Here is a 12,452-nt window from a genome sequence, read left to right as displayed (position 1 = left end):
CATCCCTTAACAGAATAGGCAAAATGCCGCTGACGGAAGAAAAGCCGTCGGCGGCATTTTTGTTTGTGATCGTTTTAAAAATCAGAGGTTTGATTCTTCCCACACTTGCACAGCAGCCATCTGCACTGGGGTGTGGAACCAGTGTTCCCCGCCCTCCATGATCGTCAGATGCGCCCCGCTTTCCTGACGGAAGCGCTCGATCATGGTGCGGCTGGTCAGGGCATCTCTGTCACCATACAGCACCTGCGTGCGGCCATGCCAGTGCAGCGGATGTTCCCGCACCCAGCACAGATACGGCCACGAGAGGGTCTCCCCAAGATCCGTGGGGATCTCCCCTGCCCGCTGCAGCTGTTCCTCGGTCACATGGGCATATTGCATCATATTCGTGATGAGATTTTCCATATCCACCACCGGAGAGGCCAGCAGGGCCTGTTCCGGCGCGTCTCCCTGCAGCGCCTGCATGGCAAGCCACGCGCCGATGCTCACGCCATACAGCCGGATATGCGCCCACACCGGCTTCATGCGGGCATATACGGCTTCTATCTCCGGCACAGCCACCCACGGCAGTAGCTGCTCGGGACTGTTTTTCCGTGCGCCATGCTCGGGCAGGTCGATGGCCAGCACCTGCCAGCCTGCTGCACAGGCTGTACCGGCAAAGCGCTCTGCCTCTTCCTTGCAGCCGTTCTTGCCGTGGACATAGAGATAGACCCTGCGGCTCCGGCTGCCGTACAGGACAGCCGGGATGCCGGCAATGGTCATGGTTTGTTTTTTCATAAGGGATTCTCCTTATCCGATCATGCTCTCCATTCGGAGAGACGTTTTGTTTACACTGCGCATTGCTTTTCGTCCTCCCTTCTTTCCGTTTTCTCTATGATAGCACATCCGCCCGCCAAACACAAACAAAAAAGGAGCCGCAGCGCCCTGTTACGGGTACTGCAGCTCCCAGATTCAACCCAAAGGTTAAATTACTTCACCATGCTTGCAACTTCAGCAGCGAAGTCGTCAGCGCGCTTCTCCAGGCCCTCGCCCTTCTGGAAACGAGCAAACTTGACGATCTTGATGTCGCCGCCCAGGTCCTTAGCGACCTTAGCGGTGTACTGAGCAACAGACAGGTCGCCATCCTTGACGAACTCCTGATCGACCAGGCAGTTCTCCTTGAAGAACTTCTTGATCTTGCCCTCGATCATCTTCTGCTTCACAGCCTCGGGCTTGTTGGCATTCTTCGGATCCTGAGACATCTGAACCAGCATGATCTCTTTCTCCTTGGCAACGACCTCAGCGGGGACAGAAGCCTCATCGACGTAGCTGGGGTTGGCAGCTGCGACCTGCATGGCAATGTCCTTGCCGTAAGCGACGAACTCGTCCTTTGCCTCGATGCCATTGGTGGTCTCGAAGTTGACCAGGATGCCGTGGGTGCCGCCGCCGTGGACGTATGCAGAGCAGACGCCCTCGTAACGGGTGAAGCGGCGAACCTTGATGTTCTCCTTGATGACCAGGATCAGCTCTTTCAGAGCCTGATCGACAGTCTCATCGCCCATCTTGCAGTTCATCAGGGTCTCAACGTCAGCAGGGTTCTGCTCCATGATGACCTTGGTAGCCTTCTTGACGAAATCGACGAACTTGTCGTTCTTGGCGACGAAGTCGGTCTCAGCGTTGACCTCGATGACAACACCGACCTTGCACTCGGGGCAGTAATCAGCGTAGACCATACCCTCGGCAGCAATGCGGCCAGCCTTCTTAGCGGCGGTAGCCAGACCACGCTCACGCAGGATCTCAATAGCCTTCTCGAAGTTGCCGTCAGCCTCGGTCAGAGCCTTCTTGCACTCCATCATGCCGCAGTCAGTCTGCTTGCGCAGCTCCATAACGTCCTTTGCAGAAATAGCCATTTTAGTATTCTCCCTTACACGTTATTCACAGGTTGTTTGCGGGATCTTTGGGAAATCAGGCGTTTGCTGCGTCCTCAGCGGGAGCGGCCTCCTGGTTGCCCTGCTTGCCTTCCAGCGCAGCGTCAGCCATAGCGCCAGCGATCAGCTTGACAGCGCGGATTGCGTCGTCGTTGCCGGGGATGACGTAGTCGATCTCATCGGGGTTGCAGTTGGTATCAACGATAGCCACGATGGGGATGTTCAGCTTGCGGGCCTCAGCAACAGCAATGCGCTCCTTGTGGGGGTCAACGATGAACATTGCCTTCGGCAGGGTCTTCATGTTCTTGACGCCGCCCAGGTACTTGTCCAGCTTCTCCATCTCGAGCTCGAGCTTAGCAACCTCTTTCTTGGGCAGCAGCTCAAAGGTGCCATTCTCTTTCATCTTTGCCAGCTGATCCATACGGTCGATGCGCTTACGGATGGTGCGGAAGTTGGTCAGCATACCACCCAGCCAGCGAGCATTGACATAGTGCATGCCGCAGCGCAGAGCCTCGTCACGGATGGACTCCTGAGCCTGCTTCTTGGTGCCGACGAACAGGATGTCGCCGCCCTCAGCTGCAACTTCCTTCACGTAGTTGTAAGCCTCATCCAGCTTCTTAACGGTCTTCTGCAGGTCGATGATATAGATGCCGTTGCGCTCGGTGAAGATATACTTCGCCATCTTGGGGTTCCAACGACGGGTCTGGTGACCGAAGTGCACACCTGCCTCGAGAAGCTGCTTCATAGAAACGACTGCCATAGTAAAATTACCTCCAAAAATTTGTTTTGCCTCCGCACACCGTGATCCTGCCGCCGCATCGGACGGGGCCGGACTGCCCTCCACCCGCGATTGGGCACAAAAGGGCATAGTGATGCGTGTGTAATGCTAAGTAATAGTAGCACAAAAGTGAAGAAGATTCAAGTGCTTTTCGCTCTTTTTTACAAAAAGACGCGTCAAAATTCTCTCATTTGTCCGTGCTGCTCTCCCCCAGCCCTGCCATATCCATCCGGTCCAGCGCGTAGCCTTTGCCAAACATGAGGTCATACTGGAGCATCCAGTGGTTCTGATTCCATTTTTGCTGCAGGGCGGTCATCGTATTCGTTGTACTGCCGTCCCGGTTCAGAATCGTGCCGCGGGTATTGCTGCGGCAGGCCACTTGCAATTGCCGGTTGAGATACTGGAAATAGAGCGGCTGCTTCAGGCCGTAAATGTTCATCATCACCGGGGAGATATCGTAAGCGGCGATGGTGCCCAGATCTACCGGCTTGTCCGTGTAGTTCGACCACATCAGCAGGGTGGTCTGGTGGAGCTTTGGGTCCGCGCTGGAATCGCTGGCGTAGCCGCTCCTGGTAAAGACATCGTAGTTGGAGTCAATGGGGTTGTAGTGGTCACCCCAGAAGACCAGAATGACCGGCTCGTCCACCTGAGAGAAGTATTCCGTCAGCTTGCCCAGCATGGCGTCCGCATCCCGGATACCCGTTGCAAAGTCCTCCAGCGCACCCACGGTGCTAGCCTTGAGGCCCGCCGGGTGTTCCAGCACTTTCACCCGCTCGTCGTCGGGGTAGTTGTCCTTATTATAATTGGTGTGGTTTTGCATGGTAACGGCATGGAGGAAGACCGGCGCGTCCGAGCTTGCTTTCATGCTCTCATACTGCTGAATGATCTGGTCGGCCATGGAGTCGTCCGTGACCAGGCCGCTGGTCCAGTAGTGCTTGCGCACCTTGTTGACGCCGTGCATTTTTTCCAGGCTGAGGAACGTATCCAGGCCCAGATTGGGGTAAGCCGTATCCCGGCTCCAGTATTTGGCCCAGAAGCAGTGCACTGCCGCCGTCTGGTAGCCCTGTGTCTTGAGGTAGTTGGGCAGAGCGAACATCGGTTTGGTCACATGCTGCTGGTAGGGCTTGCTACCGTTGGGCAGGAACGAGACGGAGTAACCCGTCAGCGCCTCAAACTCCACATCGCAGGTACCGCCGCCAAAGCTGGGGCTGTAGGCCCGGCCATAGGCACTGGTCTGCTGCAGGGCATGGAGATTGGCGGAAACATCTGTGTCAAACTGATAGCCGTACTGCTCCAGCTCCGAGACATCCCAATAGGACTCGTCCATCACATAGATGATGGTCGGCTTCTGCACGACTTCATTTGCCGGGGTGGTTGCCCCGTAGGACTCCGGGTAGAGCGGGCTGGTGGAGTACTTTTCCCCCGCCTCCACGTCATCCAGGATCTCGTTAACCGCCTCTTCCGAATATTCCTCGGGTTTATCAATTTCCAGATTGGTCAGGTTGGTCAGAAAGCTGGTGATGACGCCATAGTAGCGGTAATAACGATCCTGCATCCAGGCGTCCGGCAGGATGCCAAGGCTCTCCGTCACGGCGGACTGCAAAAAGACGCAGAACACCAGCGCGCAGCCGGCTGCCGCGCTGGCGGCAAATCCTGCCACCCGCTGAGGCCAGCCCAGCTTTGCCCGCTTCCGGTAGAGGAAGAACGAGCCCACCGTCAGCACCAGCACCACCACGATGGAAACGGTCATGCTGGTCTGGATATGGATGCCGGCCGCCGAGGCCACGCCAGCCGCCTCCGAGACCTGCATCAGGTCCCACGGCAGGAACGGCTCACCCCGCAGCTGGAGGGTGTAAAAATCGACCGCCGCGGGCACGCAGCCCAGAATGGCTGTGACCAGCGTGGCCAACGGCGAAAAACGGGTCAGCCAGTCCACGGTCAGCCAGACCAGGAACAGCAGCGCCCAGGCCAGGGCGTAGGCTTCCCAGTGGGGCTCGATGTACTGTGCAAAGGTATCCGCGTCCAGCGTGCCGCGTGCGATCCACTCCGTCAGCACCAGCACCACCAGCGCTGCCAGCGGCGGGAACACGAGCCGCGCCGCATGGAGCAGCAGCGGCGTACGCGTATCGTTTGATTGCTTGTTCATAAAGAAGTTCCCTTTCACTTCTCACTCATCCATTTTCCAGGGCCTCCGCCCTGTTTCTTTCCCGCGGGATGTGGTGACAAACCATGCCCGCAGTTCTTTATTATAGCGCGGTTTTGACCAAAATCCAGCCCCTATTGGCCGGAAGATAGCTGAAAATCTTTCACCCTTTCAGCCAGCGGCGCAGCTTTGCGAAAAAGCCCGCCGGTTTTGCCGCTATTTCCTCGGGCACCGGCAGCTCCGTGCGCACCAGAATGGCATCCAGCCCGATCCGCTCGATCTCATGCCACGGAATGGTCAGCGTTTCCTCCCGGCCCATAAGCCCGAACAGCCGGGGCTGACCCAGCAGCTGCAGGCTGGTGATCTCCGCCGTCTGCGGGTCAAATTCCAGATCATCGGCTTTGCCAGGCAGACACCGTTTTGCAGCTGGACGATCTCCTTGGTGCACAGATCCCGGAACGTCATCCCCTCACCTCCCTGTTCCCACCCTATGCCGCCGGAGCGGCGTTCATGCAAAAAGAGTGGAAAAAGCTGGGGCAGTTGTGCTATACTAGGCCCGGAATCACACCCAAAATGCAGACAAGATTTGAGGAAACCGGAATGTATAAAAATATCATCTTTGATTTTGGCGGCGTCATGGTCGATTTTGACCCCAAGGAATACCTTGTGGACCGCTTTTGCAACGCCGAGACGGAAGAGCTGGTCAGCCAGCTGACCTTTGAGAGCGAGGAGTGGAAGCTGCTGGATGCCGGCCTGCTCTCCCGTTACGAGGCCAACCAGCGGATGCTGACCCACGCCAAGGAGCACGATTGTGTATTTGAGGTGCAGGGCGTGCTGGACGACTGGATGCACATTCTGCGCCCCCGCCGCAAAATGCAGGAGCTGGTGCAGAAGCTGAAAGCCCACGGCTACTGCGTCTACTACCTGAGCAACATCCCGGAGGATGTCCTGGCCCTGCTGATGGAGCGGGATTTTCAGGGCCTGTTTGACGGTGGTGTCGCCTCCTGTGAAGTCCATGTCAACAAGCCGGATCCCCGCATTTATCAGGCACTGCTGGACAAATACGGCCTCAAGGCCAGCGAGAGTGTTTTCATCGACGACCGCCAGGATAACGTGCAGGCCGCCTTTGAGCTCGGCTTTGTCGGCATCCGGATGAAAGACAGTGTCGGCACGCTGGTGCGCAGCCTGGCCACCTGCAACGTCGTGGTGCGGTAACCTCTCACCGCTTCGTATCAGCAAAATCCCCGCCGGGCCTTTGTGGGAAAGCGGCGGGGATTTTTTGTGCGGGTGAAGTTACTTTTTCTCGTAGTTCTGGCAGTAGTGCGGGGTATCCACCTGCTGGCTGGAGCAGGTGCAGTGTTCCGTCACCTTGATCTGCGGCAGGTCACACTTGCAGGCTTCCACATTGTGGCGGCACTCGCAGACATCGCAGGTAACACCTGTGTTTTCCATTGTTATCACCTCTCTTTGTGCCCTTAGGATACCCCGCTTCGGGAGAGATTATACACAATTTTTGCCCGCGGCAAAAACAGAGGGCCGGGAGTTTCTCCCAGCCCTCTGTAAAAAGCTTCTGTTTCAGGAGCAGCGGCTTACCATGCAGCCAGATCTGCACCCAGCTTGCGGCAGGCAGCCTGTGCGTCGTCATCGGGAGTCTCGTTGCAGATGAAGCCCTCCTCGCTGAACAGGACAGCGCCGTCCTCCTTTGCACGCTCGCACCAGTCGCGCATCCACTGGCCATCGCCCCAGCCGTAAGAGCCGAACAGAGCGACTTTCTTGCCGTTCAGAGAGCCCTCCAGCCCTGCGAACATGGGCTCGAACTCGCTCTCCTCCAGCTGCTCAGCACCCATAGCGGGGCAGCCAAAGGCAACCACATCAAACTCACCCAGCTTTGCGGGGGTCATGTCCGCGCAGGGAACGATGGTGGCGGCGGCGCCTGCGCCCTCCGCAATGCAGTTTGCCATGGTCTCCGTGTTGCCGGTCGCGCTCCAGAATACGATTGCTACTTTGCTCATAATGGTCAGCCTCTCTTTTTTGATGTATTTAGTTAGTATTCTCTAACTTAAGCGTGGTTGAAAATGCGCCGCAAACATTTCACGACGCATTCTATTCGGTTAGGATTCTCTAACCACGGATAGGATACCACAGCCAATGGCCTCTGTCAAGGCATTTTTGTAAAATAGTTTGTGTTAACTTACCGCAGCAAATAGAACACAGAATTGAGCACTCCATACAGCACCGGCTGATGCAGCAGATACACCACCAGCGAGTGCCTCCCCAGCCACCCCAGCGCTGCAGATGGAACGGCGCAGCGGCTCCATCCGCTCCCGCCCTATCAGGTGGTGCAGGAAGAAGCCTGACCAGAACAGAAACAGCCAGGGCACCAGCGGGAAGTAATCGGTGGAGAAGAATCCCTCCGGGTAAAACCCGAGGTAGGCGGTAAAGAGGTTCTGGTACAAAAAACGCGGCAGCAGCACCCAGCCATCGCCAAAACCGAGATACCCCAGCTGGGCATGGTAGGTCAGCCCGAACAGCGCAACGCTGACCACAGCGCCCACGGCAGGAGGAATTTTACGCAGTGCCTTTTCCAGCAGCGCAGTGATCACCATGGCCGAGCCCAGCAGCGTGAGCACCCCAAACAGAACGACATCCTCCGGCATGAAAAGCACCGTCACCGCCGTGACCAGTGCCCCAGCCCCAAAGACCAGTGCACCGCGCTTGTACGGGTGATGTCCCATGGGCAGGCAGAAACCGGACAGCAGGATGAACACCCAGCAGATGCTCTGCTGCCACAGATGACCGAGCATCCCGGTATACCATGGCAGCTGCACCCCAAAAAGGAAGACCACATCCCACAGGCCGTGGTAGCACATCATGCTGATGAGGTCGAGGCCTCGCAGCTCATCCAGCAGGGCGTAACGGTTTGCAGATACTTTTGACGGATTCATTTTCCCTCTCCCCTTTTCTTTCCATCGCCCTGCTATTGTATTCCCCCGCGCAAGATCTTGTCAAGAAACAAAAAGCTGCCGCGCAGCCAAAGCCACGCGGCAGCTTATCAAATAACTGGGGAAAAATCAGACCTCGGTGTTGAAGTAACGCTTCAGCAGGCCCTCGAAGCCGCGGCCATGGCGGGCCTCGTCCTTGGCCATCTCATGCACGGTGTCGTGGATGGCATCCAGGTTCAGAGCCTTTGCTTTCTTGGCCAGATCCATCTTGCCGGAGCAGGCACCGCACTCGGCCTCAGCGCGCATCATCAGGTTCTTCTTGGTGCTGTCAGTAACGACCTCGCCCAGCAGCTCTGCAAAACGGGATGCATGATCTGCCTCCTCGTAAGCATAGCGCTTGTAAGCCTCGGCGATCTCGGGGTAGCCTCGCGCTCTGCCACACGAGCCATGGCCAGGTACATGCCAACCTCGCTGCACTCGCCCTCAAAGTTTGCGCGCAGGCCATCCACGATCTCCTGAGGAACACCCTCAGCCTTGCCGATGCCGACCACATGCTCGGTCACATAGGTATTGCCAGTCTTCTCCACAAAAGCGGAAGCGGGAGCCTTGCAGACGGGGCACTGAGCGGGGATCTCACCCTCAGCAATATAACCACAAACGGTGCAAACATATTTTTTCATAAGAATAGACCTCCATCATTCTCAATTTACGTTACAAAATTTTGTGAGAGCAGGAGCTCCGGTGTTGGTACTCACCGGCCCTCCTGATGGCTCTATTATAGCGAATGATTCCTAGTTAGTCAAGTATAATTTTGAGAATTATTCCTATTTACAAAAATCTGGCAAGGTCACTAAACCTTGCCAGAAAGATGGGCACTTTGCCCGGTACTCTATTTTAAGCGATCCGAAACTCAGACCTGCAGGTTGGCGCTGGAGGGTGCGTCGGAGCCGTCAGCGGAGTCGAACTCATAGTCGTTGCCGGGCAGGATGGCGTTGAGCGCAATGCCCACGATGGCAGCAATGGCCAGGCCGGACAGATTGATGGAAACGCCTGCAACGGCAAAGGTCAGGCCGCCCACCGAGTTGAAGCCCAGTGCCGAAACGAGGATGACGGCCGCAATGATGAGGTTGCGGCTGTTGGTGAAGTCCACCTGATTCTCCACCACGTTGCGGACACCAATGGCAGAGATCATGCCGTACAGCACAAAGCTGATGCCGCCGATGATGCCGGTGGGGATGGTGTTGATGACGGCCTCAAACTTGGGGCTGAAGCTCAGGATGATGGCCAGCACGGCGGCGATGCGGATGACGAGAGGATCGTAGATTTTGCTCAGTGCCAGAACGCCCGTGTTCTCGCCGTAGGTAGTGTTGGCCGGGCCGCCCAGCAGGCCAGCCAGAGCGGTTGCCAGACCGTCGCCCATCAGCGTCCGGTTCAGGCCGGGGTCATTGATATAGTTGTGGCCGACGGTGGCGCTGATGGCGGCGATATCGCCCACATGCTCCATCATGGTAGCCAGTGCGATGGGGATGATGGTAAACAGCGCGCTGATAAACTCGGGGCTGCCGTCGATGGCAAACAGACCCATGGCAGACTGATGCAGCGGGATGCCGAACCAGCTTGCCTCGGCAATGCGGGCAAAATCGACGGCACCCGTCACCAGCGCAACGGCATAGGACACCAGCACACCAATGAGGATGGGCAGAATTTTGATCATGCCCTTGCCCCAGATGTTGCAGACAATGACCGTGCCCAGTGCCACAAAGGCCAGCAGCCAGTTGGCCTGGCAGTTGTTGATGGCCGAGGGAGCCAGGATCAGGCCGATGGCAATGATGATGGGGCCCGTGACCACCGGCGGGAAGAACCGCATAATGCGGCGGATGCCAAAGGTGGAGATGAGCAGACTGACGACCAGATAGAGCAGGCCGGAGAACGCCACGCCCGCGCAGGCATAAGGCAGCATCCGGGTGTTGGCCACGGTCAGGTTGCCGTCTGCATCCGCCAGCATGGGTGCCACAATGGAGAAGCCGCCCAGATAGGCGAACGAAGAACCCAGGAACGCGGGCACTTTCTTTTTGGTGATGAAGTGGAACAGCAGAGTGCCCAGACCTGCGCAGAGCAGAGTGGTGGAAACGCTCAGCCCCGTGAGCAGGGGCACCAGAACGGTGGCACCAAACATGGCGAACATGTGCTGGATGCCCAGAATCAGCATCCGGCCCGTGCCCAGCTGACGGGCATCATAAATGCCCTTGGAATAATCAATGTTTTGCTGCATGGTTTTCCTCCTTTAAGAAACCCACCCCTGAAAAAAGGCACCGCCGCGCAAAAGCGGCAATGCCTCTGAAATCAGGATGAAATGTAAGATGGAAAGGAAACAGCAGCACCCTTGCTTCGGAACATCGAATCTCGCATACCGCTCTCCCCTTTCGTGTTTTACCTCGTAAAGTATACCAGAAACCCGCGGTTCCTGCAACCGTTTTCCGTATTTTGTGCTCTGCATCTTGCAATCAGGGCAGCCGCGCACTATAATGTTACCTATTATAGCAGTTTGCGTTTTTAACGCACAAGCAACATCCGCAAACTGCATATCGCAAATATGCCGTTTTGATCGGCACTATTTATGAAAATTGCGATAAAACAGTTTATTGATAGAGGATTATTATGATATATCTGGATTATTCCGCCAACACCCCGGCAGATGAGCGGGTGCTGGCGCGTTTTTGCGCGGTGGAGCGCCGCTGCCCTGGCAACGCGAACTCGCATCATCAGGCCGGGTTAGACGCCAAGGCCGAGATCGACCACGCCACCCAGACCATTGCCCGGCTGCTGCGGGTGCAGCCTGCCGAGATCATCTACACCTCCGGTGCCAGCGAGTCCAACAACTTTGCCCTCAAGGGGCTGGCCCGGCTCTCCCGCCATGCGGGCAAACATATCATCTCTACCCCGCTGGAGCACTCGTCTGTCAGCGGCACCCTGACCGCTCTGCAGGAGCAGGGTTATGAGATCGACCTGGTAGACATCAAGCGGGACGGCACCATTGACCTGGACCATCTCAAAGAGCTGCTTCGCCCGGACACCATTGTCGTGGCGGTCACGATGGTGGACAGTGAGCTGGGCGTGGTGCAGCCCGTGCAGGAGATTGCCGAGATCCTGAAAGATCACCCTCACTGCCACCTGCACGTGGACGCCACCCAAGCCGTGGGCAAAATTCCGGTCTCGTTTGAGGGCGTGGACACCATGAGCCTGACAGCCCACAAATTCTATGGTCTCAACGGCATCGGCCTGCTGCTCAAACGGCGGAATCTGGCGCTGGAGCCTCTCATCCACGGCGGAGAGAGCACCACCATCTACCGCAGCGGCACCCCGACGGTGGCTCTGGCCTCCTCGCTGGCGCTGGCACTGGAGCTGGCCGTGGAGCAGCTGCCGGAGCATGCCGAGGCCGTCCAAAAGGCCAATGCATTCCTCCGCACCGAGCTGGCCAAGTATCCCAAAGTCCGCATCAACAGCCCGGAGAACGCCATCCCCCACATCCTGAACCTGAGCGTGCAGGACGTCAAGGGCACGGTCTTCCAGCGGGAGCTCAATGAAGAGGGCGTCTGCGTCTCGGTCAAATCCGCCTGCTCGTCAGACGGGCTCCCCTCCCGCGCGGTCTTTGCCGTCAGCCGGGACCGCCGCAATGCCCTGTCCTCCTGGCGGGTCAGCCTGAGCCATCGAACCACCGAAGAAGACCTGCGCGGCTTTCTGGCCGCCTTTGACCGCTGCTACCGCGGACTGACAGAAACCAAATAAAACAGCCCCAGAAAAAGAGAGGAATTTGTACCCATGAAACGCGAACTGGAACCTTACCAGCTGATTGAACGAAGCATCATCAAAAAGTACCGCAAAGAGCTCTGGACCCCGTTCATTGTCGCCGTCAAGCGCTATGAGCTCATCCAGGCAAATGATAAGATCGCCGTCTGCATCTCGGGCGGCAAGGACTCCATGCTGATGGCCAAGCTGATGCAGGAGCTGCAGAAGCACAGCGATGTCCCCTTTGAGCTGGTTTTCCTGGTAATGGACCCCGGCTACAACGAGATCAACCGCCAGAAGATCGAGTCCAACGCCGAGCTGCTCCACATTCCGGTGACGATTTTTGAGAGCAATATTTTCTCGGTGGCAAACAACACCGATAAAAACCCCTGCTACCTCTGCGCCCGGATGCGCCGGGGCCACCTGTACAGCAAGGCCAAGGAGCTGGGCTGCAATAAAATCGCGCTGGGCCACCACTTCAATGACGTGATCGAGACGACCGTCATGAGCATGTTCTACGGCTCCCAGCTGCAGGCCATGCCGCCCATGCTCCACAGCACCAGTTTTCCCGGCATGACCCTCATCCGCCCGATGTACTGCATCCGGGAAGAAGATATTCTGGCCTGGAAGCGCTACAATGACCTGGAATTCATCCAGTGCGCCTGCCGCTTTACCGAGAACTGCACCATGTGCGACAACGGTGGCGGCGGCTCCAAGCGGCAGGAAGTCAAGATCCTGCTCCGCCGCCTCAAGCGCGACAACCCCAACATTGAAAACAGCATCTTCCGCAGCATCCACTCCGTGGCGCTGGATACCATGCCCGGCTACAAATCCGAGGGCGTGGAGCACAGCTTCCTGGAACGGTTCCATGCGATGGAACAATAATCATGGCAATGAAA

12 protein-coding genes and 1 pseudogene are annotated in these 12,452 nt (G+C 57.2%); 3 read left to right on the top strand and 10 right to left on the bottom strand.

Features of this window, described 5'->3' with window-relative positions; translation table 11 throughout:
• Window positions 1-81: 81 nt before the first annotated feature.
• The 5 genes from DXA70_RS02950 to DXA70_RS02930 form a co-directional block, all read right to left on the bottom strand.
• Window positions 82-774, bottom strand: coding sequence for an alpha/beta hydrolase (locus tag DXA70_RS02950; RefSeq protein ID WP_128117575.1), 693 nt, complete (start codon window positions 772-774; stop codon window positions 82-84).
• Window positions 775-965: 191 nt separating this feature from the next.
• Window positions 966-1,886, bottom strand: a complete 921-nt coding sequence (gene tsf, locus DXA70_RS02945; protein WP_022257113.1) for a translation elongation factor Ts — start codon at window positions 1,884-1,886, stop codon at window positions 966-968.
• Between the two features lie 55 nt (window positions 1,887-1,941).
• Window positions 1,942-2,664, bottom strand: a complete 723-nt coding sequence (gene rpsB, locus DXA70_RS02940; RefSeq protein ID WP_022257112.1) for a 30S ribosomal protein S2 — start codon at window positions 2,662-2,664, stop codon at window positions 1,942-1,944.
• A gap of 205 nt (window positions 2,665-2,869) precedes the next feature.
• On the bottom strand, window positions 2,870-4,828 hold the full coding sequence (locus DXA70_RS02935; protein WP_128117574.1) for an LTA synthase family protein: 1,959 nt from the start codon (window positions 4,826-4,828) through the stop codon (window positions 2,870-2,872).
• 160 nt (window positions 4,829-4,988) lie between these two features.
• The gene (locus DXA70_RS02930) at window positions 4,989-5,273 is read right to left on the bottom strand and encodes a YlmC/YmxH family sporulation protein (RefSeq protein WP_243001030.1); all 285 of its coding nucleotides are present in this window, start codon (window positions 5,271-5,273) and stop codon (window positions 4,989-4,991) included.
• Window positions 5,274-5,425: 152 nt separating this feature from the next.
• Here DXA70_RS02930 and DXA70_RS02925 point away from each other — a divergent pair, with 152 nt between their 5' ends.
• Window positions 5,426-6,040: an HAD family phosphatase gene (locus DXA70_RS02925; RefSeq protein ID WP_128117573.1), complete on the top strand. Its 615-nt coding sequence runs from the start codon at window positions 5,426-5,428 to the stop codon at window positions 6,038-6,040.
• A gap of 78 nt (window positions 6,041-6,118) precedes the next feature.
• On the opposite strand, the gene DXA70_RS02920 is transcribed toward DXA70_RS02925, so the two are convergent.
• The 5 genes and pseudogenes from DXA70_RS02920 to DXA70_RS02900 all read right to left on the bottom strand — a co-directional run bounded on the left by DXA70_RS02920 (window position 6,119) and on the right by DXA70_RS02900 (window position 10,039).
• Window positions 6,119-6,277 carry a DUF1540 domain-containing protein gene (locus DXA70_RS02920; RefSeq protein WP_022257108.1) on the bottom strand — a complete coding sequence of 53 codons (159 nt, stop codon included), beginning with the start codon at window positions 6,275-6,277 and terminating at the stop codon, window positions 6,119-6,121.
• A 137-nt stretch (window positions 6,278-6,414) separates the two neighbouring features.
• Entirely contained in the window at window positions 6,415-6,837 is a 423-nt protein-coding gene (locus tag DXA70_RS02915) for a flavodoxin (RefSeq protein WP_128117572.1), read from the bottom strand.
• A gap of 174 nt (window positions 6,838-7,011) precedes the next feature.
• Window positions 7,012-7,770: a heparan-alpha-glucosaminide N-acetyltransferase domain-containing protein gene (locus DXA70_RS02910; protein ID WP_243001028.1), complete on the bottom strand. Its 759-nt coding sequence runs from the start codon at window positions 7,768-7,770 to the stop codon at window positions 7,012-7,014.
• A 126-nt stretch (window positions 7,771-7,896) separates the two neighbouring features.
• A pseudogene (locus DXA70_RS02905) lies at window positions 7,897-8,447 on the bottom strand (NADH peroxidase).
• Window positions 8,448-8,677: 230 nt separating this feature from the next.
• Window positions 8,678-10,039, bottom strand: coding sequence for a uracil-xanthine permease family protein (locus tag DXA70_RS02900; RefSeq protein ID WP_112147685.1), 1,362 nt, complete (start codon window positions 10,037-10,039; stop codon window positions 8,678-8,680).
• Window positions 10,040-10,425: 386 nt separating this feature from the next.
• Here DXA70_RS02900 and DXA70_RS02895 point away from each other — a divergent pair, with 386 nt between their 5' ends.
• The gene (locus DXA70_RS02895; protein WP_128117571.1) at window positions 10,426-11,553 is read left to right on the top strand and encodes a cysteine desulfurase family protein; all 1,128 of its coding nucleotides are present in this window, start codon (window positions 10,426-10,428) and stop codon (window positions 11,551-11,553) included.
• 33 nt (window positions 11,554-11,586) lie between these two features.
• Window positions 11,587-12,438 (top strand): ATP-binding protein, encoded by an 852-nt coding sequence (locus DXA70_RS02890; RefSeq protein WP_128117570.1) that lies wholly within the window; start codon window positions 11,587-11,589, stop codon window positions 12,436-12,438.
• Window positions 12,439-12,452 lie beyond the last annotated feature (14 nt).

This window comes from Faecalibacterium sp. OF04-11AC, assembly GCF_003460645.1.
Lineage (GTDB): Bacteria > Bacillota > Clostridia > Oscillospirales > Ruminococcaceae > Faecalibacterium > Faecalibacterium prausnitzii_I.
Note: the sequence above shows the minus strand (reverse complement) of the source record. Positions and strands in the feature narration are given on the sequence as shown.

What these genes read in the sequence shown, in the direction of transcription:
- DXA70_RS02950 (WP_128117575.1), bottom strand. Translation starts at nt 774, where the DNA reads ATGAAAAAACAAACCATGACCATTGCCGGCATCCCGGCTGTCCTGTAC.
- tsf (WP_022257113.1), bottom strand. Translation starts at nt 1,886, where the DNA reads ATGGCTATTTCTGCAAAGGACGTTATGGAGCTGCGCAAGCAGACTGAC.
- rpsB (WP_022257112.1), bottom strand. Translation starts at nt 2,664, where the DNA reads ATGGCAGTCGTTTCTATGAAGCAGCTTCTCGAGGCAGGTGTGCACTTC.
- DXA70_RS02935 (WP_128117574.1), bottom strand. Translation starts at nt 4,828, where the DNA reads ATGAACAAGCAATCAAACGATACGCGTACGCCGCTGCTGCTCCATGCG.
- DXA70_RS02925 (WP_128117573.1), top strand. Translation starts at nt 5,426, where the DNA reads ATGTATAAAAATATCATCTTTGATTTTGGCGGCGTCATGGTCGATTTT.
- DXA70_RS02920 (WP_022257108.1), bottom strand. Translation starts at nt 6,277, where the DNA reads ATGGAAAACACAGGTGTTACCTGCGATGTCTGCGAGTGCCGCCACAAT.
- DXA70_RS02915 (WP_128117572.1), bottom strand. Translation starts at nt 6,837, where the DNA reads ATGAGCAAAGTAGCAATCGTATTCTGGAGCGCGACCGGCAACACGGAG.
- DXA70_RS02910 (WP_243001028.1), bottom strand. Translation starts at nt 7,770, where the DNA reads ATGAATCCGTCAAAAGTATCTGCAAACCGTTACGCCCTGCTGGATGAG.
- DXA70_RS02900 (WP_112147685.1), bottom strand. Translation starts at nt 10,039, where the DNA reads ATGCAGCAAAACATTGATTATTCCAAGGGCATTTATGATGCCCGTCAG.
- DXA70_RS02895 (WP_128117571.1), top strand. Translation starts at nt 10,426, where the DNA reads ATGATATATCTGGATTATTCCGCCAACACCCCGGCAGATGAGCGGGTG.
- DXA70_RS02890 (WP_128117570.1), top strand. Translation starts at nt 11,587, where the DNA reads ATGAAACGCGAACTGGAACCTTACCAGCTGATTGAACGAAGCATCATC.